This is a genomic window from Pseudomonas sp. B21-021 (assembly GCF_024749205.1).
GTDB lineage: Bacteria > Pseudomonadota > Gammaproteobacteria > Pseudomonadales > Pseudomonadaceae > Aquipseudomonas > Aquipseudomonas paraglycinae.
Genome location: NZ_CP087192.1, coordinates 4,391,832 through 4,411,230, shown reverse-complemented (window position 1 = coordinate 4,411,230; position 19,399 = coordinate 4,391,832). Strand labels below are relative to the sequence as shown.

Sequence of the window (19,399 nt, the reverse complement as noted above, 5' to 3'; positions counted from 1 at the left end):
GTGAAAACGTTGAAAGTGGGCGTGTGCCTGATGGCGGCCGTTTTGTTGAGTGGCTGCAATCCGCTGATGAGCGCTTCGTTGAACAACCTCAAGGCGTCGGTCATCGGGCCGGATGAACTCGATGTGTCGGCGGAGCAGGTGGCCGGGGTCAAGTATCCCCAACTCAAACTGACCACACCGTCCGGTTCCGGGGTGCTGGCGCTGGTGCGCGAACGCGAGGACCTGCAGTTCTGGGTCGCCTCCGGCAAGCAGGTGCTGCTGATGCGCGACGGCCTGGCGATGCGCAGCATCGGTCTGGGCGCGGAGGGTGATCTGGACGGCACTCGCCTGTCCGATGACTCGCCGTTCAAACAAGGCCTGCACCGAATCACCGACGGCTACACCAGCCGCCGCTGGATCGACCTCTACAAGGGCCAGGAAGTCGGGATCATCCTCAACAGCCGCTTCTCCCGCCGCGCCCTCGAAACCCTCGAGATTCTCGACAAGGAATACACCGTGCTGCGTGTCGATGAGCAAATTGACGCGCCGGCCATCGGCCTGCGCGCGACCAATCGTTACTGGGTCGATCCGGTGGACGGTTTCATTGTGCAGAGTGAGCAGCAACTGACCTCGCAGTTGCGGGTCAGGATCGTGCAACTGACCCCTGACCGCAGGCATCTCCCGTGAAGCGGCTCAGAGCGCTGGCGGCGTGTTTGATGTTGCTCACCGGGGGCAGCGAGGCAGCGGTCATCGTCAGCGGTGATGTCGCCAACCCCGGCCCGGTCGAATTGCCGGCGGGCGGGCGTTTGCGCGATGTGATCGGCGAGGCCGTGCCGAATGCCGAAGGTTATTGGCTGGCGGGCGTTCTGTTGCGTCAGTCATTGCTGGAAGAACAGACGCGACTCAAGGTCGGCGTGCTGTTCGATCTGGATGTGCTGCATCGCATGGCCATGCTGTTCGACAAGCCGAGTCGTGCGGCGCTGGCACAGCGACTGGCCGAGCAGGTCCGGCAGATGCCGGTGACCGGGCGGCAGATCGCCGATCTCGATCCGGTGGCGGTGGAAGTCGGTTTCGCCCGCAACATCCGTCTCGACGATGGCGATCAACTGATCTACCCGAAACGGGTCGACGAAGTCGAAGTGCTGGGCGCGGTCGCCGAGCCGTGCCGCTTGCCTTACCAGCCGTTGCAGGAAGCCCGCGAATACCTGCAGGGCTGCACGTTGCTGGAGGCCGACGCCGATGCCGACTACCTGTGGCTGATCCAGCCCAACGGCGAATCGCGGCGGGTCGGCATCGCCCACTGGAACCGCGAGAGCGGGCAGATGCCCGTGGCCGGCAGCAAGATTCTGGTGCCGGTGAAAAACGATGATCTGGATCCGCCTGTCCCTGAACTGAATCAGCAGTTGGCCGAATTGATTGCCACGCAGTTGGCTGAGGTGGTTCGTTGAATTTGCGTTTTGCAGCAGTGTTGTTATTGCCGTGTGGCCTGGTGCATGCCGAGCCACGCATTACCCAGAATGACTTCGGCGGCGTCGGTCTGTTGCAGACCCCGACCGCGCGCATGTCGCCCGCCGGTGAGTTGAGCGTCAACGCCAACCGCACCGAACCGTACAGCCGATACAGCGTTTCGTTGCAGCCGCTCGACTGGCTGGAAGGTTCGTTTCGCTACACCGCCATCACCAACCGTCCGTACGGTTCCGAAGCGCTGAGCGGCAGCCAGAGCTATAAGGACAAGGCGGTCGACGCCAAGGTCCGGCTGTGGCAGGAAAGCCACTGGGCGCCGGAAGTGGCGCTGGGCTTTCGAGACATCGGTGGTACCGGTTTGTTTGCCAGTGAATTCTTCGTCGCCAACAAGCGCTACGACGATTTCGATTTCAGCGCCGGCATCGCCTGGGGTTACATCGGTAATCGCGGCGACTTCGACAACCCGCTGGGCTGGGCCAGTGATCGCTTCAAAACCAGACCCGATCTGGAAGGCACCGGTGACGTCAACGCCGGGTCGTACTTTCGCGGCAAGCCTGCGTTTTTCGGCGGCGTGAGTTACCAGACACCCTGGGATCGCCTCAGCCTGAAACTCGAATACGAAGGCAACGATTACAAGCACGAGCCGAAGGACAACATCATCAAGCAGGACTCGCCGATCAACCTCGGCGCGGTGTTCAAGGTGACCGATTCCCTCGACCTGAGCGCCGCGTGGGAGCGGGGCAACACGGCGATGTTCGGCGTCACGTTCCACACCAATTTCGTCAGTCGCAAGGCCCCGGCCAAGACCTTCGATCCACCGGCCGAACCGCTGCCGGCGAAGGCGCCGGCCACGACGATGGAGGAGGTCAACTGGGCCGACGTGTCGCGCCGCTTGCAGCAGAACGCCGGCTACAAGGTCGAGCGCATCACCCAGCGCGATTCCGAACTGATCGTGTACGGCGAGCAGCAGCGCTATTTCCATTCGCCCAAGGCTGTCGGCCGTGCGAGCCGGATTCTCGACAACAGCGTCAACGACGACATCGACTGGTTCACCGTGGTCAACAAGCGCTACGACCTGCCGCTGGAAGAAACCAGCGTGCCCCGGCAGACCTTCCGCGAAGTGCTCAACAACGAGGAGCCGCTGGAATCGCTGCACCGCACCACCGAGATCAACCCGGCGATGCCGCGCAACGAGAAAACCCTCTACACCGAAGCGCCGCAGCACTTCAATTACGGCGTCGGCCTGGGCTTCAAACAGAACGTCGGCGGCCCCGATGGTTTGCTCTATCAGTTCACTGCCGATCTGGACGCCGAGTACCGCTTCAATCGCAACACCTGGTGGAACGGCTTGCTCAGTCAGAACCTGATCAACAACTTCGACAAGTTCACCTACGACGCACCGAGCGGCCTGCCGCGTGTGCGCACCGATTTGCGTCAGTACCTGACCACGTCGGACACCACCATGCCGCTGTTCCAGGTCAGCCACGCCGAGCAACTGGACAAGGATTTGTACGGCATGGTCTACGGCGGTTATCTGGAGTCGATGTTCGCCGGGGTCGGGGGCGAGGTGCTGTTTCGTCCAACCGGCAAGCGCTGGTCGATCGGTGCGGACCTGAACTACGTGCGTCAGCGTGAATTCGATCAGGGTTTCGGCCTGCGCGATTACTCGGTCTGGACCGGCCACATCACCGGCTACACCGACCTGCCGTTCGACACGCTGGCCGCGGTCAGCGTCGGGCGTTACCTGGCGGGCGACTTTGGCGGCACGGTGGATATCTCCCGCGAGTTCTTCAACGGCGTGCGCTTTGGCGCCTGGGCGACGATCACCACCGCCGGCAGCGCCGAGTATGGCGAGGGTAGTTTCGACAAGGGGCTGTACCTGTCGATCCCGTTCGACGAAATGATGAGCATGTCGACCATGCGCCGCGCCAACCTGGTGTGGGCGCCGCTGACCCGTGACGGTGGTGCGCGGCTCAATCGCAGCTTCCAGCTGCATTCGATGACGGACAGTCGGGAAGGGGACATGTTTTACCGCAACTTCGGGAAGATTACCGAGTAGGTTCGGGAGAGCGGGGAGTCAGTGGGAGTGGGGTTGCTCCGGGCGGTGTTCCACCGCTATCGCGAGCAGGCTCGCTCCCACATTTGTTTGAGGTGAATAGCAAATCCTGATCCGCTCATCATCCTTGTGGGAGCGAGCCTGCTCGCGATGGCGCTAGTACAGCCAACATCAAAGCATCTGTCACTCCTCGGCTTCAGAGCCCCGACCACCCCCCAAATCCCGCCCACAAAAAAGGGGACTTTCGTCCCCTTGCGGTGTTGCTCTCTCAAGCCCTGCGTCTCAGTAAATATCCTTCGACAGCAGGGTGAACGGCGTCTTCACCAGGATCTTCACATCCAGCCACAGCGACCAGTTGTTGATGTACTTCAGGTCGATCTCGACGCGCTTTTCCATCTTGTCGAGGGTGTCTGTCTCGCCCCGGCAACCGCTGATCTGCGCCAGGCCAGTGATGCCCGGTTTGATTCGGTGACGGGCCATGTAGGCGAGGATCTTGCCCGAGTAGTAGTTGTTGTGCGCCACGGCGTGCGGACGCGGGCCGACCAGTGCCATGTGCCCTTGCAGCACGTTGAACAGTTGCGGCAGCTCGTCCAGCGAAGTGCGACGGATGAAGCGACCGACTGGAGTGATGCGCGAATCGTTGCGGCTGGCCTGCTTGACGTCACGGTCATCGTGCACACGCATCGAGCGGAATTTCCAGACCTTGATCACCTTGCCGTTCCAGCCATGTCGATCCTGCTTGAAAAACACCGGGCCCGGCGAGGTGAGCTTCACCGCCAGCGCCACGGCCAGCAGCACCGGGCTCAACAGGATGATCGCCAGCAGGGCGACGGCTTTTTCCACCAGGCTTTTGCTCAGCGCAGCGGTCGGGCGGCTGGTCAGCGGGCTTTCGTTGAGGTAGATCGCCGGCAGACCGTCCACGACTTTCACCGAGTGGTTGAGCAGCGTCAGGCTGTTCAGGTCCGGCACCCAGACCACGTCAACGTTGGCATCCAGCAGATCGACGTACATGGCTTCGATGTTGGCGGCTTCCGACAGCGGCAGGGTGATGTACAAGCGGCGGATGTCGTGGGTCTGGATCAGCTCGAGCAATTCCTCCTGAGCGCCGACGACGCGCGGGGCGTCCGCTTCCAGTGAAGGCTTGTCGCCGTTGCTGACCAAGCCTACCAGCGGCAGGTTTTCGTGCTGGCTCAACTTCTTCGCCAGGCCCAGAGCCAGTTCGCCGGTGCCGACGATCAGGGTCTTGTGTTCGCTTTTGCGCGAACGCTGGTAGAACTTCGAGAACGCATGCAGCGGTGCGTACAGCAGCGCCTGACCGAGGAAACCGTACACCGCCCACTCAAGGATGACCTGGCGGGAAAACAGCGCATCGGCCTTGCAGATGAAAGCGATGAACGCCAGACCGGCCATGGTCATGAACCAGCCCACGAACAGTCGGCCCAGCCCGGTCAGGTAATTGTCTCGCTTTCGATACGCGCCGCTGAAGGTATAAGCCGGCACCGAGGCCAGTACCGCCAGAATCGTACACATCCGATAGTAGAACTCGACGGTGCCGGTGTGCTGTTCGGCGAGTATGAACAACAGTGAAACAATGAAAGTCTGTGCCAGCGCCCATTGGCCCCAAAAGGTCAGTCCCTTGAGGCCGGTGTTTCGATTGATACGAAGAGAAAGATCCATACGATATCCCCAAAAGACGTCCATTCAGGTTTCGACAGTAGAAAACCGAGTTGTTAAGCAGACTTGTTATTGTTGTTCGAGCCAGTGTCCTGAGGTAACAACGCCGGTATGCGGAACTGTCGTCAGTCAATAGACTAAGTTATTGCCGGGGATGCTGTCTGACGAGTTCTAACAAGATGGCACAGTGCCAACTTATTTAAATTTCCAATATTCAAACGTTAGAAAAGGTCGAAAGGCAGGGGGTGAATAATCAATCTTGTGTTTGCTATCGTAGGTGGGGTCAGGAGGCGGGTATAACCAGGGAGGGGTGAAACCAAACAGAGTGCTTTTTTATTTTTGTAATCGCACTTGTATCTGTTCGTCTTGTAGTGGGGGAATGTTGTTTAGGCAACAACTTCCTGGATCAGGCAATAACCGCGATTGCGTACGGCACGAAACAATCGTTCACCGTTGCTGGCGTTCTTGAATTTGTCTTGAAGACGGCTCAGGCACATTTCCAGTCCCCGGTATTGCTCCGGCTCGCGGCCGATGCTGAGGATCAGATCGTCCCGACTGACAACACGCTCTTCGTGGTGGAGCATTTTGCGGACCAGTGCGGTTTCGAGCCCGGTGAGACTGATTTCGACACCCTCTTTCGTCAATGCACCCTGATCATTGTCCAGATGCCAGGCTTCAGTGCAGGGCGCGTCGGACTCGATCGTTCGGGAAGTGTCGGAGGGGTCTTCGGACATGGCCGTGGAACTGTGGAACGAATGCGCCGATTGTGCGGCCAGCCATTCCGATTCGAGAGTGGCCAATATGCGCTGGGTATCATGTTCGATGCTGCGTGCGACATGCTTCCTTGTGCCGCGTGGGTAAGTGAACTCCATCAGCATCGGAGTGGAAGAGGGCGAAGCAACACCTTCAATAAACATTTGTGCCTGGGACGTGCCAAACGAATTGAAACGTTCGCTGGAGAGGATGTTCTCAAGTTCACGTTGCGACGCCGAGCTATTAGTCACGACAACAAAGTATTTTCTTGGGAGGGTTGTGCTGGTTTCCATGTCTCTCTCCTAAAGTACACACCAAATTTGGCGAAAAAAATAATGGGCAGGCGAGCAATGTTTTCCTCGGAAATAATCGACAGGCAGGGTCTGGGCCCAATGATGGCCCTCGATAAGTTCCACTCGGTCTGCTTTTAGAGTAATGGTTTATTGTTATGTTTAAGTGTTGCAGCGCTCATGCAATTGACAGCTTTTTATTAGATATGTGACGCAGTTAAAACAGTGAGACATCGGATTTTTAGCGCGTTGCATCAGACGTTCCCTCGTAAGCTGCAAAAGAGTGATTCCCTGAATCAGGCGGTCGAGATCAACCCCCTCATCAGACGATAGCCATACCCGCGAATGCTCTGTATGGCGTTCGTACCGTACACGTCCTTGATTTTCCCACGCAAGCGGCTGATGGATTTTTCCAGCGCCCGAGGATCGTAGAAATGGGTGTTGAGCCCCATGATGCTGGCGATTTCATCATGGCTGAGAATGTGATTGCCGGTCTGCGCAAAGGCTTGCAGGATCTTCATTTCGGCAAAGGAGATATCGAGTTTCTTGCTGGTGTCCGAGAGGCAGATGCGGGTGGGATCCAGCACCAGGCTGATATCACGCTGCCATTCTTCACTGTTGAAGAACTCGCCCAGCAGTTCGCCGCTTTCATCGGATAAGGTATTGAGTTTGATACAGAAGTCGGCACCGGCCAGGAAATACTTGATCTTGTTGAACGCGCCGCGCCCGGTGATCACCGCACAAATGATCGGCTTCAAGTTGTCACTGCGCAGGCTTTCCACCCGTGCCAGGTTGTCTTCAAGAGCCTGAGGGCTGTCGATGACAATGAATATGGCCCGATACAAGCCGTGATATTCATTTTGCTGATATGAACTAGCGTAAGAGTCGGCCTCAATGGCCATATCAGACTGCACATGCTTCGCGATTAGCGCGCTAAAGTGTTCAGCCACGCCACGGGTACGACCCAGAGTGAGAACACCTGGTTCGTCGCTTGTGCGGCGCGGGCTTCTAGTCGCTAAGTTACCTGTGAGCATCATGCATTGACTCGAAAAGGTGCTGACATCGGGATGTTAAAGCACCGGTTCTCATCTGTGACTGACAATTGGTAACATTTGCGCGGATTTTAGACGTGGCTCCCGAGTTTTCTAACAATAATTAAGCTTTTCAAGCTTTTAGTTGCTTTTTTCGGGGCTCTGAACTAACGAAAGAGGGCTCGTTAGATGGTGGCAATGTGCAATGGTGCCACTATTTTGTAATTGTGGCGACCTGTTTTTATGTCCCTTGGCCACTACTGATTTGCACGCCAGTACAGGGAGTGTGAGGTGGATCACATTTTAAGGGGCGATGTGATTTTTAGCTATAACACTGACAAGTTCACACACGGACGTTTATTAACATGCCTTGAGTGTGGCTTTTGATAAGACATATTCTCCGTCCCCGAGTCGGGCAATGGGTGTGCATCTGCCAATTGTTTTACTTCAGATACTCAATGCCTGAATGCACTTAACGGCGCGCCCTCAAATAGCGTGCCGACGGAGGATTAATGGATTTACTGACCTTGTTCAAGGTACTGATTCTTGGGGCGGTAGAAGGCCTGACCGAGTTCCTGCCCATTTCCAGTACGGGCCACCAGATTATTGTTGCCGACTTGCTGGAGTTCGGCGGCGAACGCGCCATGGCGTTCAATATCATCATTCAACTGGGCGCCATTCTGGCCGTGGTCTGGGAGTTTCGCCCGAAGATCTTCGAGATCGTCAAAGGCCTGCCGACCCAGAGCAACGCACAGCGTTTTACCCGCAATCTGCTGATCGCTTTTTTCCCGGCGGTCATTCTCGGCGTGTTATTCGCCGACACGATTCATGAATACCTGTTCAACCCGATCACCGTTGCCGTTGCATTGGTCGTGGGCGGCATCGTGATGTTGTGGGCCGAGCAGCGCGATCATGTAGTGAGTGTCGACCATGTGGACGACATGAAGTGGGCCGACGCGCTGAAGATCGGTTGCGTGCAATGCCTGGCGATGATTCCGGGCACGTCGCGCTCCGGTTCCACCATCATCGGCGGTTTGCTGTTCGGCCTGTCACGCAAGGCCGCCACGGAGTTCTCGTTCTTCCTGGCAATGCCGACCATGGTCGGTGCCGCGGTGTATTCCGGCTACAAGTACCGCGAACTGTTCCAGAGCAGCGACCTGCCAGTCTTCGCCCTGGGCTTCGTCGTAGCGTTCATCTTCGCAATGATCGCCGTGCGCGGCCTGCTGAAGTTCATTGCAAACCACAGCTACGCCACTTTCGCCTGGTACCGCATCGCCTTTGGCTTGCTGATCCTTGCTACCTGGCAATTTGGTTGGGTCAACTGGACGGCTGCGGCGGCAAGCTGATTACTGATTACTGACTGCTGAGCAGCGCAGCGACGGCGAGGTCATTCAATTCAGAGTCGGGCGAATCCTGACGAAACCGCTGCAACGCCGAGGTGAAATACGCGGCTTGCAGCATGCCGTCACTGGCGAGGAAATAACGTGCCGCTTCTATTTCCTCTACCGAATACACACGTTTTTTCAGTCCGGAAATGTCCGACATCCCGTCGACTGTGACCATCGTCGTCGTGAAAACCAGAAAATCAGACATCTGGGTAGATTGAAAAGGGCCATCTCCCCCCTCACCGCAGCCCTTCAAAAAATCACAGGATGCATAGGCGCTTGCAGAGAAAGTCGAGAGTAAAGCGAGGAGGGGGAAACGCTTGAATAAAACAAAGCTGAACGCGGGCATAACCAAAAGACATCCTGTCAGTACAGCAAAACACCGGGCAACGCTCATTCGTTGCCCGCACGGTCAACGCGTCGATCAACGACCCGCCAGCAACTCCGCCGCCTGATCCAGCAATGCCAGCGGATCCTTGGCTTTGTGGATATCCACCGACAACAACTGACGAAACTTGCGCGCCCCCGGGAAACCGGTGCCCAGGCCCAGCACATGCCGGGTGATGTGATGCATCGCGCCGCCGGCCAGCAAATGCTCGGCTATATAAGGCCGCAACTGCGCCAGCGCCTCGGCCCGGCTGATCACCGGCGCGCTGCTGCCGAACAACTGCTGATCCACCTCGGCCAGCAGATAAGGATTGTGATACGCCTCGCGCCCCAGCATCACCCCGTCAAAGGTCTGCAAATGCTCATGGCAGGCCTCCATCGTCTTGATCCCGCCGTTCAGAATCAACTCCAGCTCCGGAAAATCCGCCTTCAACCGCGCCGCCACGTCATAACGCAACGGCGGAATGTCTCGGTTCTCCTTCGGCGACAACCCCTCCAGAATCGCAATCCGCGCATGCACCGTAAAACTGGTGCACCCGGCATCCCGCACCGTGCCGACGAAATCGCACAGCTGCTCATAACTGTCCCGCCCATTGATCCCGATCCGATGCTTCACCGTCACCGGAATCGACACCGCATCACGCATCGCCTTCACACAATCCGCCACCAACTGCGGATGCCCCATCAGGCACGCCCCGATCATATTGTTCTGCACCCGATCACTCGGGCAGCCAACGTTCAGATTCACCTCGTCGTAACCGTGCTCCTGCGCCATGCGTGCGCAAGCGGCTAGGTCCAGCGGAACACTACCGCCCAACTGCAACGCTAGCGGGTGCTCGGCTTCGTTGTGACGGAGGAAACGCTCGTGATCGCCGTTGAGCAGAGCGCCGGTGGTGACCATTTCGGTGTAGAGCAGGGCGTTTTTCGACAGGATGCGTAGGAAGTACCGGCAGTGGCGGTCAGTCCAATCCATCATGGGCGCAACGGAAAACCGCCGAGATAGCGCAGGGCTTGATTTTACTGGGCTGGATTGGGTATTTGGTGCCATTTTGCTCAACGTATTTATTGCGTGTTTGTAGGCGTTTTCAGGCGTTTTTTCGATGGCGCTGGTACAATGTACCAATCACTTTCAGAATTGTACCAGTCGACTATGGCAACGATCAGAGCACGAAAACGCACCGATGGCTCAGTCAGTTACACGGCACAGATACGCCTGTTTCGCGATGGAGCGCAAGTCTACCAAGAGAGCCAGACCTTCGCCCGGAAACAGGCGGCACAAGCTTGGGTTCGGCGGCGTGAGGCAGAGCTAGATCAGCCTGGTGCGATTGAGCGGGCGAACCGCAAGGGCGTCACCGTACAGGACATGATTAAGCAGTACTTGGATGAAATGGAGAAGGTCCGACCGTTGGGTAAAACCAAGGAAGCCACCCTAAATGCTATCGCGGCGACGGAGTTTGGCCGGACCGTTGATTCGGCTATCAACAGTCAACGATTGGTGGATTTTGCACTCTGGCGAATGAGTAAAGAGGGCGGCGGCGTCCAGCCGCAGACGGCTGGCAACGATCTGGCGCACCTTGGGGCTGTCCTTTCGATTGCGCGTCCCGCTTGGGGGTATGAGGTAGACCCTCACGCGATGTCGGACGCTCGGAAGGTGTTGAGGAAGCTCGGATACAACATGAAGAGCCGGGAGCGCGATCGCCGTCCAGCCAAGGACGAGCTGGATAAACTTTTGGAGCACTTCGTCAGCATGCAGCAGCGGCGGCCTAGTTCGATCAACATGTTGAAGGTGATTGGCTTCGCGATTTTTTCCACGCGTCGGCAGGATGAGATAAGCCGAATTCTATGGGAAGACGTCGATGAGTCTAATCAGCGGGTGCTGGTGAGAGATATGAAGAACCCGGGGCAGAAAATTGGCAATGATGTTTGGTGCCACCTACCCGACGAAGCCTGGAGAATTCTGCAAAGTATGCCAAAAGAGCGAGAGGAAATTTTCCCTTACAATTCGTCGTCGATCTCTACGGCCTGGGCGAAGGCGTGCAAGTTTCTGATGATTGAAGATCTGCACTTTCACGATCTGCGGCACGACGGCGTGAGCCGGTTATTTGAAATGGACTGGGATATCCCGCGAGTGGCTAGTGTTTCTGGTCACAGGGACTGGAACTCATTGCGCAGATATACTCATTTGCGTGGGCGAGGTGATCATTATGCTGAGTGGCCGTGGTTAGAACTGATAATTCAGGCGCCCGTGAAGCTGGGCGCCTGGGGTAAGAACTGAGTTAACTGGCTCGACGGTATCTGTTGAGCTGGTTAGATTCTTTTACTGCAGCCTCCCGCTGCGTGTCTAAATAAGCTGCCAAATCGGTTATGTGGACTCCTTTGGCACTTTTTTGGCTAGACTCAAGCCTGGTGATGGGAATTCGAATTTGACCGGCCATTACTTTGCGTTGAAACATATCGGTAGTTAGGTGTGTGAAATAGTCTTCGCACACTTGATTAAGTGAAATTATTGTTTGCCCATTGTATTGGGCCATAAGCAGAAATATAGTTTTCATGTAACCTCACACATTTTTAATGGCGTGATAATTTCGAATGCTGTTGCCGCCACGACTGGAACCTGTCCGTTGCCAATGTCCTTAAGCCGGTCCACCCGGTGGGCCACCCCATCGGCCACTCGGCCCATTCCGGGTTCAGATGACCACCATCCAGTGCCATCACGGCGTGATCCAGGTGATCGGTCGAGCGGTCGGCCCCGGAGCGGCGAGTCAATGCGGCTGGGCAGGATCCCTTTGCCATGCTCGCCACCGGTGTTGGCCACCGTCTGACGCGTGTCTTCTGCGATGAGCCAGATACGGTCCCGTTGATGAGGGGCACCGAGGTCAGCGGCCCCGATAACACCCCATCGCGCGTCATACCCCATTTCGGCAAGGTCACCGAGCACCACGGCAAGTCCTCTTCCCACAAGCAATGGTGAGTTCTCCAGTTCGACGTAGCGCGGTCGTGCCTCATCGGTAATTCGTGCCATCTGCCGCCACAGTCCGGAGCGGGTGCCGGGGATACCGAGGCCGTTGCCTGCAACCGAGATGTCCTGACAAGGAAATCCTCCCGAAGCCACGTCAGCAAGGCCTCGCCATGGTCGTCTATCAAAACTGCGCACGTCAGACCAAATCGGGAAAAGCGAGAGCAGTCCATCGGTTTGTCGTTGCGCCAGAATCTGGGCAGCGTAGACATCACGCACAACGGCGCAGACGGTGCACCAGCCGAGGAGATGGCCACCGAGGATTCCGCCACCAGCGCCTGCGAAAAGAGCCAACTCATTCACGCAGCCTCCACAGTGACTTGCGCGGCGCCGGAGAGGGGTTGTCCGACCTTGTTGTCCTGAATTCCTGGTTGCAGCTGCGCAGCCATCGCAAGCACCTGTTCGCGCAGGGAGCGGGCATCACGCTCAAGCTTCTTGCCGGTACGAAAGGCGCTGAAGGTCTCAGCGGCGATTCGCAGCAGCTCGCCGATATCGACCAGCGTCTGGTGCTCGGCCGGGCCGAAGAGTGGACCTGCTTCAAATCGTTTGCAGGTGTGTGCCAAGCGCGTGTGATCGGCCCGGATGAACTGCAGGGAGGCCTGGGGCTCGCGGATGGTTTTGGCGCTTGCGGCGCGCTGGATGTCTTCACCTTCGCGCAGGCCGGTCTCCAGACCATCGCTGCGGCCCATGATGTAGCCGCCCCAGAGCAGCAGGGCGGCCAGAACTATCAGGGTGACGAGTGCACCGATTTGTATTGGGGTCATCATGTGGTGTGCTCCTGGGATTGTCGTTGGCTAGTGGTGACAGCCGTCAGTTGTGTGGGGGCAGCAGGGCGTTGGCCGTCGTGCTGTCGCTGCATGTCTTCATCCGCTTTGTAGGCGCGGATGTCGATCAGTGAGGCGACGTGGCGGATGTGCGCGTACTTCAGCGCCTTGCGGCTGGTATCCAGCGTTGTGATCGGAAGCAGGATCCGGCCGCTGTTGATCTCCGTCACAAACGACTGCTCGTTGAGATTGCGAAAGTACTGCTCGCGGACTTTTTCCAGCGGAATCAGGACGTCGCCGAAGATGCGATAGAGCAGTTCGACGGTGGCCGATTCGGGTGCCGGATGCAGGCGAAGCGGATTCTGTGCAGCGTTACTCATGGCCTTGTCGAGCCTCCTTGCGTTGTTGTCGTGCCGGGTGGTTCCAGGCGTTCAGGCAGTGGCGTCTGGTCAGCTCGCGCAGATGTTCGGGCACTTCGAGGAGCGCGGCGTTGCGCTCCTCGCGTGTGCGCATGGCAACGATCTGGCGGGCGTACTCCCTAGGCCACGTCACGGTGATCTGCCGGGATGGCAGGAAGATCGATGTCCAACTGCTCGGCCAGCCAGCGGATGCCGGCCTGCTTCACCCGAGTCGACTGGCTGTACTGCATTCCGTGTTTCTCGTCATACCAGGGACTGTCCTTGACCCGCAGGTACGCTTTGTCGCGCTTCGGGTGCGCCGGCAGGTTTCCCTTGAGCAAACCTTTTTCCCGCATGAGTGCGATCAGTTTGGGGCGAGTGAGGCCGAGTTGAGCGGCTGCTTGGGCGAGGGTGCGTTCCATAAACGGTTCCTCAAGCAGCATGCGCAGCAGGAGTGGCCGCTGCAGCAAGGTGGCTGATGGACTCAATGAGCTTTGCGTAGATCTCGGCATCGGGGTCGTACAGGGTGAAGCAACGCGTATCGGGGCTCTTGTTGCCGATGCTCAAGATGGCGGTGACGCCCCGGCGTGAATGGGTGCGATGCAGCGCCACATGCAGGGGAAGCTCGAAACCCATGTCGAGACTCAGCACACCGCCGGTGTGCACCAGTTCGAACACGCGCTGCTTGTCCAGGACTTCAAAGCGGCCGTATTGACGATCTGCATGCGGGCGATGCACCAGGTCACTGGAGTTGCTCGCGTCGAACGGACCGTTGGCAATCTCTTCGATGAAGTCGGCGAGTTTGAGGTGCATCTTCTTGTCGTTTTGCAGGGTCAGCGTATGGCGTTCGCTGCCCAGCTCCACGACAAAAGTGCTTTCCACTGTGCCGCGCTCAGCCTTGAGACGGAATGCCAGGCAATCACGCTTCGGTGCTGTGCGCAGGATGTGGTTGAAGGTCTCGGTCAGGTTGACCTGGGCGTTGAGCAACTGCAGGGTGCGGTTGTCGATCTTGTACTTGATCATGCTGCGTGCCCTCCACCGTTCGGATCGATGGGAGAGGGCTGGCAGGACTTGGCAACAAGCTTGGGTTTGCTGTTATGAATGACGACCAGACAGCCCGTGGCGAGCTGCAGCTGTTCGATCAGTTTGCGATTGCTGACGCATGCCGGATGGACATGCAAGGTTGCGGTGGTGCGCATAGGTATTGTCTCGCTCTGTGGTAAAGAGTGAGGCAAATATCACGTACTGTGCTTGCTTGTGTCAACACATAGTGTGATTAAAATAGTGCGGCACTGTGTAGGAAGCGTGATGACTTCAATATTCCGCCTACGAGATGGATTTCCTCCACCTCTTGTTCTGCAATGTGAAGAGTTTCGTGCTCGGTATTGACGCTATCCAACCGATACATTCCGTCTCGAAGATAAATAAACTCTTTGATCATCGCTTTGCCGGAGGACGTTCGAACTATGACTTCGTCACCGCTACTGAAGGGTTTGTTCGGCTCTATAAGCACGAACTCGCCATTCTTTATGCGGGGCATCAGGCTATCGCCCATGACTCTTATGCCATAGGCATCTGGGTCATCGCTGTGTATGTTTAGGAAGCCTTCACCTTGCCCTGGTGGCGGTTCTACCGAATCGAAGAGGCCCTCATTCCCAAGCTGTGCGTTTGATAGCACAGGCACTTTTCCATCCTTAGCCCAGCCTACAAGGCTGCTAACAGGTTGGTCTTTGTCTTTCGATCTTCCGTAGTCCCTCACAAGACGGTCTTCAGACCGAATCCGACCTTGAATGGCGTCTGAGTAAGACTCAACGTCGGAACGATTTTTTCCTGCTACCAAGTCTGGAAAAGACACTCCCAGTGCTGTCGCTATCTTTTGCAAGTCGTGGAGATTGGGCTGACGAGCCCCTTTCTCGTAATTGCCTATCCGAGACTGAGATTCCCAACCGCAAGCGAAAGCAAGGGCTTGTTGGCTCATGCCCTTGGCTTTGCGGTATTGCTTGATGCGTTCGCCTAGTGTGTTCATGTGCTTTTTTTACCACGCTCTGAAATTACTTATCATCACTTTACGTGTTGAAATATCTACGATTCGTGATTATGATGGCTGCGGCTAATTGGAGAGCATCATGAATCTGATCGCTGAACATCGAGAGAAAGCTGGGATCAAGCAAAAGGAACTCGTTGTAGCTCTTGGGTGGACTCAGGCACGTATAAGCAACTACGAGGCAGGGCGTCGAATCGCAGGGCTTACGGAGTGCAGAGCCATAGTCAGAGCGCTCAATAATTTAGGAGCGCCGTGCAGTCTTGATGACGTATTTCCTCCGGAAATGGAAAAGTCCCAAGCCGCATAGAAAAAAGGCGACCCCAAGGGTCGCCCAGTTTCTCCCGACAGCATCACCACAATGCGGTCGGGTCGCGATGTCGGAAGGCGAGCACACCACATGCCGCCGACCTTCATCGCGTTTCCAAGGCTCGGAAGCCTTGGTGTTGCTGCCGTTCTTACCACAGAGCTGGCAGCTGTTGCGCCAGGGGTGAACAACGGATTGTTCGCCCCGGCACGGTGCCGGTCATCCCCTGCAAGGGTTCCCGGCGTTTGGGCCATACCAAGCCACGCGGCAAATGTATCACCACTCCCTGCCGCGCGGCACTGGCAACTTTTAGGATTAATGCCATGAGCCGAATTGCTCTCAGTTCTCTGGAACGGGCGCAGCGGGAAATCCTGCCGCTCGATTTAGCGCTGTACCACGCCGCTCGCGATTACCCGGGCGGCGCTGCTGCCATCGCAGCTACAACCGGTCGTAACCCGACCACGCTGCAGCACAAGCTGTCGCCGACTCATCCGAGCCACTCCATCAACATTCAGGAATTCGGCGAGATCCTCGAACTGACCAAGGATCGCCGCATTCTCGATGCGGTGCATGCGTTGGTCGGTGACACGATCTGGCAGGAGCTGGCCGACACCTACACCAACGACATGCCCGAAACCCTGACCACGGGTATCGCCGAATACTTCCGCCAGGTCGCCGATCTGGCCGAGACGTGGGCCAAGAGCATCGGCGACGGTGTGGTGACTGATCAGGAACTCGCGGCGATTCGCCTGCAGGTGTTCCGCGGCATTCAAGGGCTGCTCGGGTTGTTCAACCGCGCCACCTACGTCAACCAGACGACGCGAGGTGCTGACCGTGGCTGACATCGCCGATTTTGCCAACGATCTGGTGCAGGAACGCATCGATCAGGCCATGGCCGCGCGCAGCGCTGCCAAAGCAGAAAGCGCTGCCCATTCCTTGCTGTTCTGTGAAGCCTGTGACGATCCGATTCCGGAAGCTCGTCGTTTGGCTCAGCCGGGTTGCTCGCAGTGCATCAGCTGTCAGTCCCTCTCTGAAAGGGGGATTCAGCATGCTCGATGAGGTATTGGGCCAATTCGCCGATTACGGTCTGGAGCCAGAGCAGCCGCTGGTGTTCGGTAAGCTGACCCGCTGCAAGACATCGCAGGACAAGGGCAAGGAAAAGAACGGCTGGTACGTGGTCCACGAGCAGCGCACGGAGAAGGGCGACATCCTGATATTCGGCGCCTTCGGTGACTGGCGTTCGGGCGAGACGCAGAAGATCAAGGTCAAGGCCGGTCGCATGTCGCCGGAAGAGCGCGAAGTGATGCGCGCCCGCCAGGAAGAAGCCAAACGCCGCGCCGCCGAAATCGCGAACAACGCTGCGCGGCGGGCCGCGAAAAGGGCGCAGGGTTTGTTCGAACGTATGCCGACCACAGGCCGCAGCGACTACCTGGACCACAAGCAGATTGTTGGCATCAACGTGCGTTACGCGCCGCGCACCGGTGCGGTACTGGTGCCGATGAAGAACGCTCGTGATCAGATCATGGGCCTGCAGGTGATCTTCCCGAACAAACAGGAAGACACCGGCCGCGACAAATCCTACTGGCCTTACGGCATGGCGAAGGAGGGCACCTTTCACCTGCTCGGTCCGCACCCGGTACCGGGTGAACCGGTGCTGGTCTGTGAGGGTTATGCCACCGGCGCCAGCCTGCACATGGCGACGTCGCTTGCCGTAGCTGTGGCCTTCGATGCGGGCAACCTATTGGCCGTGTGCAAGGTCATGCGTGAACGGTTTGCCGGCTGCCCGCTGATCATCTGTCGCGATGACGACTGGAAAACCACCAAGCCCAACGGTGATGCCTGGAACCCCGGCGAAGAGAAGGCCAGCAACGCCGCGCTGATCGTTGGTGCCCAGGTCGTTGCGCCGATCTTCGCGGTCGAGCGTCACGAGAAGTGGACCGACTTCAATGACCTGCACGTCGCCGAAGGGCTCGACGCAGTTCGCCGACAAGTGCTGGCCGTTGTGCGTCCACCGGCTGCCGGTGGCTGGAAAGATCAGCTGGCCCGCAGCGAGAGCGGCGCCCTGATCGCGCACATGCAGAACGTCGAACTGATCCTTGCTCACGACGAACGCTGGGCCGGGGTGATCAGCTACTGCGCGTTCAGCTCGAAGATCGTCAAGTTGCGTGCAGCGCCCTATGGCGGTGGCACCGGCGAGTGGGCCGACATTGATGACGTGCGGGTGATGAAGTGGCTCGCGCAGCAGTACAACCTGCGCGTGAAGTCCTCGCACGTGATCGAGGCGGTGAGTGTCGTTGCGCACGACCACGCCTTTCACCCGGTGCGCGAGTACCTGAAAAAGCTCGAATGGGATCGTGTGCCGCGCCTGGAGCGTTGGCTGACCGATGTGATGGGGGTCAAGGAAACCGACTACACCTCCAAGGTCGGCAAACGCTGGATGATCTCGGCCGTGGCGCGGGTGATGAAGCCCGGCTGTAAGGCGGATTCGGTGATGATCCTCGAAGGCGTACAGGGCGCCGGTAAGTCGACCGCCATGAGCGTGCTCGGCGGTGAGTGGTTCATGGATACGCCGTTTGCCCTCGGTGACAAGGACGGCTTCCAGGCGATTCGCGGCAAGTGGATCGTCGAGCTCGGCGAGCTGGACAGCTTCAACAAGGCCGAGAGCACCAAGGCCAAACAGTTCTTCTCGGCCTCGACCGACACCTACCGCGAGAGCTACGGCCGCAGAACCCTGGACGTGCCACGCCAGTGTGTCTTCGTCGGCACCACCAACCAAGACGAATACCTCAAGGACGCCACCGGCAACCGTCGTTATTGGCCGGTGGCTTGTACCAAGGTCGACGTGCCGTTGCTGCGCGAGATCCGCAACCAGCTATGGGCCGAAGCGGTGTTCTGCTTCGAGGCCGGCGACCTTTGGTGGGTAACACGAGAGGAAGCGCCGATGTTCAGCGAAGAGCAGGACGAACGCTTTGTGGTGGACGAATGGGAGACGCCCATTCTGACCTGGCTGGAAGAGTCGCAGATCGGCGAGACCACCACCGGCAGTGAAGTGATGAGTCAAGCGCTCAAGCTCGATCCAGGGCATTGGGGCAAGCCCGAGCAGATGCGTGTCGGCGCAATCCTGCATCGGCTCGGCTGGCGACGCTTCCGTCTGGGGGCGTTGAACAAGAGCGGTCAGCGGCCATGGGCGTACAAGAAACCCGAGCACTGGGGCAGGGCGTCTGCACTGCAACGGGACGAGTTCGAGGAGCCGTGCTTCGATGATTAAGGCAATCGATATGGCCCTCAAACAATGGGCGCAGGAGCTGCACAGCGATGAGGTGGCCGCCGGTTACTCGGGCGGCAACATGGTTGCGATGATGATGGAAAGCGGCGGTCAGTTGGTGCGCGGCAGGCGCGGGAGCAGGGTGCCGCTGGAAGCCTCACTGGACATCGAACGCATCGTCAAGAAACGCCTCGACCCCGAGCTGATGACGGTGGTGCAGGTGCATTACTTCCAGCCTGATGCGCCCTTGGCGGCACGGCTGACGCGCAGTGGCTGCACACGCAACGTTTACTACCAACGCCTGCATGACGCCCACATCGTGGTCGAGCACTTCCTCCTGGGGGAAGCGGCTTGATCGTGGGCATCCCTCTGGCTCACGCTGTCCCACCGACCTGCGTCCGTCCTACTGCTTTTGCAGCAATGGGACGGGCGCAGGCCCCGTCGTTGTTGGGTTGTCCCACCGTCCCACCTTTTTTGCCTCCCACCCGTGTATGCGTAGCGGGCACAGGTACGCGTGTTCACGCGCACGCGTGCTTTTTAAATTTCTCTCTATACACGAGAAAAGAGAAAGAAAAGTAGGACGGTGGGG

Annotated in this window: 24 protein-coding genes; 10 read left to right on the top strand and 14 right to left on the bottom strand. The window is 58.0% G+C overall.

From position 1 onward, the window contains the following. Genes LOY31_RS19710 through LOY31_RS19700 form a run of 3 tightly spaced genes read left to right on the top strand, consistent with a single transcriptional unit; the run spans nucleotide 1 to nucleotide 3,502 of the window. Nucleotides 1-666, top strand: a complete 666-nt coding sequence (locus LOY31_RS19710; RefSeq protein WP_258712103.1) for a YjbF family lipoprotein — start codon at nucleotides 1-3, stop codon at nucleotides 664-666. Next, the gene (locus tag LOY31_RS19705; protein WP_408980454.1) at nucleotides 663-1,427 is read left to right on the top strand and encodes a capsule biosynthesis GfcC family protein; all 765 of its coding nucleotides are present in this window, start codon (nucleotides 663-665) and stop codon (nucleotides 1,425-1,427) included. Before LOY31_RS19710 ends, LOY31_RS19705 begins: the two co-directional genes overlap by 4 nt. Continuing rightward, nucleotides 1,424-3,502: a YjbH domain-containing protein gene (locus tag LOY31_RS19700; RefSeq protein ID WP_258712102.1), complete on the top strand. Its 2,079-nt coding sequence runs from the start codon at nucleotides 1,424-1,426 to the stop codon at nucleotides 3,500-3,502. The genes LOY31_RS19705 and LOY31_RS19700 overlap by 4 nt, the downstream gene beginning before the upstream one ends. Nucleotides 3,503-3,781: 279 nt before the next feature. Here LOY31_RS19700 and LOY31_RS19695 read toward each other — a convergent pair whose 3' ends face one another. From LOY31_RS19695 to LOY31_RS19685, 3 genes are all read right to left on the bottom strand, one after another. After that, complete coding sequence (locus LOY31_RS19695) at nucleotides 3,782-5,176, bottom strand: undecaprenyl-phosphate glucose phosphotransferase (protein ID WP_258712101.1); 1,395 nt, start codon at nucleotides 5,174-5,176, stop codon at nucleotides 3,782-3,784. A gap of 383 nt (nucleotides 5,177-5,559) precedes the next feature. After that, on the bottom strand, nucleotides 5,560-6,219 hold the full coding sequence (locus tag LOY31_RS19690) for a helix-turn-helix domain-containing protein (protein ID WP_221533890.1): 660 nt from the start codon (nucleotides 6,217-6,219) through the stop codon (nucleotides 5,560-5,562). 293 nt (nucleotides 6,220-6,512) lie between these two features. After that, the gene (locus tag LOY31_RS19685; protein WP_258712100.1) at nucleotides 6,513-7,253 is read right to left on the bottom strand and encodes a winged helix-turn-helix domain-containing protein; all 741 of its coding nucleotides are present in this window, start codon (nucleotides 7,251-7,253) and stop codon (nucleotides 6,513-6,515) included. Between the two features lie 506 nt (nucleotides 7,254-7,759). Between LOY31_RS19685 and LOY31_RS19680 the strand changes: the two genes are divergently transcribed. After that, nucleotides 7,760-8,593: an undecaprenyl-diphosphate phosphatase gene (locus LOY31_RS19680; RefSeq protein WP_103386753.1), complete on the top strand. Its 834-nt coding sequence runs from the start codon at nucleotides 7,760-7,762 to the stop codon at nucleotides 8,591-8,593. A gap of 7 nt (nucleotides 8,594-8,600) precedes the next feature. Here LOY31_RS19680 and LOY31_RS19675 read toward each other — a convergent pair whose 3' ends face one another. Then, nucleotides 8,601-8,981, bottom strand: coding sequence for a DUF2388 domain-containing protein (locus LOY31_RS19675; RefSeq protein WP_258712099.1), 381 nt, complete (start codon nucleotides 8,979-8,981; stop codon nucleotides 8,601-8,603). 75 nt (nucleotides 8,982-9,056) lie between these two features. Further along, nucleotides 9,057-10,067 (bottom strand): tRNA dihydrouridine(20/20a) synthase DusA, encoded by a 1,011-nt coding sequence (dusA, locus tag LOY31_RS19670; protein WP_258712098.1) that lies wholly within the window; start codon nucleotides 10,065-10,067, stop codon nucleotides 9,057-9,059. A 102-nt stretch (nucleotides 10,068-10,169) separates the two neighbouring features. Here dusA and LOY31_RS19665 point away from each other — a divergent pair, with 102 nt between their 5' ends. Next, a complete protein-coding gene (locus tag LOY31_RS19665) occupies nucleotides 10,170-11,294 on the top strand; it encodes a site-specific integrase (protein WP_258713622.1) in 1,125 nt (374 codons plus the stop codon). Between the two features lies 1 nt (nucleotide 11,295). Here LOY31_RS19665 and LOY31_RS19660 read toward each other — a convergent pair whose 3' ends face one another. From LOY31_RS19660 to LOY31_RS19620, 9 genes are all read right to left on the bottom strand, one after another. Then, entirely contained in the window at nucleotides 11,296-11,571 is a 276-nt protein-coding gene (locus tag LOY31_RS19660; RefSeq protein WP_258712097.1) for a pyocin activator PrtN family protein, read from the bottom strand. Continuing rightward, nucleotides 11,568-12,338, bottom strand: coding sequence for a DNA cytosine methyltransferase (locus tag LOY31_RS19655; protein WP_258712096.1), 771 nt, complete (start codon nucleotides 12,336-12,338; stop codon nucleotides 11,568-11,570). Before LOY31_RS19655 ends, LOY31_RS19660 begins: the two co-directional genes overlap by 4 nt. Continuing rightward, the gene (locus LOY31_RS19650; protein ID WP_258712095.1) at nucleotides 12,335-12,802 is read right to left on the bottom strand and encodes a hypothetical protein; all 468 of its coding nucleotides are present in this window, start codon (nucleotides 12,800-12,802) and stop codon (nucleotides 12,335-12,337) included. Before LOY31_RS19650 ends, LOY31_RS19655 begins: the two co-directional genes overlap by 4 nt. Next, complete coding sequence (locus LOY31_RS19645; protein WP_258712094.1) at nucleotides 12,799-13,179, bottom strand: pyocin activator PrtN family protein; 381 nt, start codon at nucleotides 13,177-13,179, stop codon at nucleotides 12,799-12,801. The genes LOY31_RS19650 and LOY31_RS19645 overlap by 4 nt, the downstream gene beginning before the upstream one ends. Continuing rightward, a complete protein-coding gene (locus tag LOY31_RS19640; RefSeq protein WP_122707920.1) occupies nucleotides 13,172-13,351 on the bottom strand; it encodes a hypothetical protein in 180 nt (59 codons plus the stop codon). The genes LOY31_RS19645 and LOY31_RS19640 overlap by 8 nt, the downstream gene beginning before the upstream one ends. After that, a complete protein-coding gene (locus LOY31_RS19635; protein WP_258712093.1) occupies nucleotides 13,338-13,619 on the bottom strand; it encodes a phage antirepressor KilAC domain-containing protein in 282 nt (93 codons plus the stop codon). Before LOY31_RS19635 ends, LOY31_RS19640 begins: the two co-directional genes overlap by 14 nt. Before the next feature lie 10 nt (nucleotides 13,620-13,629). After that, complete coding sequence (locus LOY31_RS19630; RefSeq protein ID WP_258712092.1) at nucleotides 13,630-14,220, bottom strand: hypothetical protein; 591 nt, start codon at nucleotides 14,218-14,220, stop codon at nucleotides 13,630-13,632. After that, nucleotides 14,217-14,396, bottom strand: coding sequence for a hypothetical protein (locus LOY31_RS19625; RefSeq protein ID WP_134827538.1), 180 nt, complete (start codon nucleotides 14,394-14,396; stop codon nucleotides 14,217-14,219). The genes LOY31_RS19630 and LOY31_RS19625 overlap by 4 nt, the downstream gene beginning before the upstream one ends. 77 nt (nucleotides 14,397-14,473) lie before the next feature. Continuing rightward, entirely contained in the window at nucleotides 14,474-15,223 is a 750-nt protein-coding gene (locus tag LOY31_RS19620; protein ID WP_258712091.1) for a LexA family transcriptional regulator, read from the bottom strand. 100 nt (nucleotides 15,224-15,323) lie between these two features. On the opposite strand from LOY31_RS19620, the gene LOY31_RS19615 reads away from it, so the two are divergent. From LOY31_RS19615 to LOY31_RS19595, 5 genes are all read left to right on the top strand, one after another. Beyond that, nucleotides 15,324-15,548, top strand: coding sequence for a helix-turn-helix transcriptional regulator (locus LOY31_RS19615; RefSeq protein ID WP_258712090.1), 225 nt, complete (start codon nucleotides 15,324-15,326; stop codon nucleotides 15,546-15,548). Nucleotides 15,549-15,868: 320 nt separating this feature from the next. Continuing rightward, a complete protein-coding gene (locus LOY31_RS19610) occupies nucleotides 15,869-16,387 on the top strand; it encodes a phage regulatory CII family protein (RefSeq protein WP_009049401.1) in 519 nt (172 codons plus the stop codon). Then, nucleotides 16,380-16,604, top strand: coding sequence for a TraR/DksA family transcriptional regulator (locus LOY31_RS19605; RefSeq protein WP_008080171.1), 225 nt, complete (start codon nucleotides 16,380-16,382; stop codon nucleotides 16,602-16,604). The genes LOY31_RS19610 and LOY31_RS19605 overlap by 8 nt, the downstream gene beginning before the upstream one ends. After that, a complete protein-coding gene (locus LOY31_RS19600) occupies nucleotides 16,594-18,813 on the top strand; it encodes a VapE domain-containing protein (RefSeq protein ID WP_258712089.1) in 2,220 nt (739 codons plus the stop codon). The genes LOY31_RS19605 and LOY31_RS19600 overlap by 11 nt, the downstream gene beginning before the upstream one ends. Further along, complete coding sequence (locus LOY31_RS19595) at nucleotides 18,806-19,165, top strand: hypothetical protein (protein ID WP_134023329.1); 360 nt, start codon at nucleotides 18,806-18,808, stop codon at nucleotides 19,163-19,165. The genes LOY31_RS19600 and LOY31_RS19595 overlap by 8 nt, the downstream gene beginning before the upstream one ends. The last annotated feature ends 234 nt before the right edge of the window (nucleotides 19,166-19,399 follow it).

Excerpts from the sequence above, each read along its gene's own strand:
- LOY31_RS19665 (WP_258713622.1), top strand. The coding sequence starts at position 10,170 with ATGGCAACGATCAGAGCACGAAAACGCACCGATGGCTCAGTCAGTTAC.
- LOY31_RS19675 (WP_258712099.1), bottom strand. The coding sequence starts at position 8,981 with ATGCCCGCGTTCAGCTTTGTTTTATTCAAGCGTTTCCCCCTCCTCGCT.
- dusA (WP_258712098.1), bottom strand. The coding sequence starts at position 10,067 with ATGGCACCAAATACCCAATCCAGCCCAGTAAAATCAAGCCCTGCGCTA.
- LOY31_RS19595 (WP_134023329.1), top strand. The coding sequence starts at position 18,806 with ATGATTAAGGCAATCGATATGGCCCTCAAACAATGGGCGCAGGAGCTG.
- LOY31_RS19615 (WP_258712090.1), top strand. The coding sequence starts at position 15,324 with ATGAATCTGATCGCTGAACATCGAGAGAAAGCTGGGATCAAGCAAAAG.
- LOY31_RS19645 (WP_258712094.1), bottom strand. The coding sequence starts at position 13,179 with ATGAGTAACGCTGCACAGAATCCGCTTCGCCTGCATCCGGCACCCGAA.
- LOY31_RS19620 (WP_258712091.1), bottom strand. The coding sequence starts at position 15,223 with ATGAACACACTAGGCGAACGCATCAAGCAATACCGCAAAGCCAAGGGC.
- LOY31_RS19695 (WP_258712101.1), bottom strand. The coding sequence starts at position 5,176 with ATGGATCTTTCTCTTCGTATCAATCGAAACACCGGCCTCAAGGGACTG.
- LOY31_RS19680 (WP_103386753.1), top strand. The coding sequence starts at position 7,760 with ATGGATTTACTGACCTTGTTCAAGGTACTGATTCTTGGGGCGGTAGAA.
- LOY31_RS19600 (WP_258712089.1), top strand. The coding sequence starts at position 16,594 with ATGCTCGATGAGGTATTGGGCCAATTCGCCGATTACGGTCTGGAGCCA.
- LOY31_RS19660 (WP_258712097.1), bottom strand. The coding sequence starts at position 11,571 with ATGAAAACTATATTTCTGCTTATGGCCCAATACAATGGGCAAACAATA.
- LOY31_RS19650 (WP_258712095.1), bottom strand. The coding sequence starts at position 12,802 with ATGATGACCCCAATACAAATCGGTGCACTCGTCACCCTGATAGTTCTG.
- LOY31_RS19635 (WP_258712093.1), bottom strand. The coding sequence starts at position 13,619 with ATGGAACGCACCCTCGCCCAAGCAGCCGCTCAACTCGGCCTCACTCGC.
- LOY31_RS19625 (WP_134827538.1), bottom strand. The coding sequence starts at position 14,396 with ATGCGCACCACCGCAACCTTGCATGTCCATCCGGCATGCGTCAGCAAT.
- LOY31_RS19630 (WP_258712092.1), bottom strand. The coding sequence starts at position 14,220 with ATGATCAAGTACAAGATCGACAACCGCACCCTGCAGTTGCTCAACGCC.
- LOY31_RS19690 (WP_221533890.1), bottom strand. The coding sequence starts at position 6,219 with ATGGAAACCAGCACAACCCTCCCAAGAAAATACTTTGTTGTCGTGACT.
- LOY31_RS19685 (WP_258712100.1), bottom strand. The coding sequence starts at position 7,253 with ATGATGCTCACAGGTAACTTAGCGACTAGAAGCCCGCGCCGCACAAGC.
- LOY31_RS19610 (WP_009049401.1), top strand. The coding sequence starts at position 15,869 with ATGAGCCGAATTGCTCTCAGTTCTCTGGAACGGGCGCAGCGGGAAATC.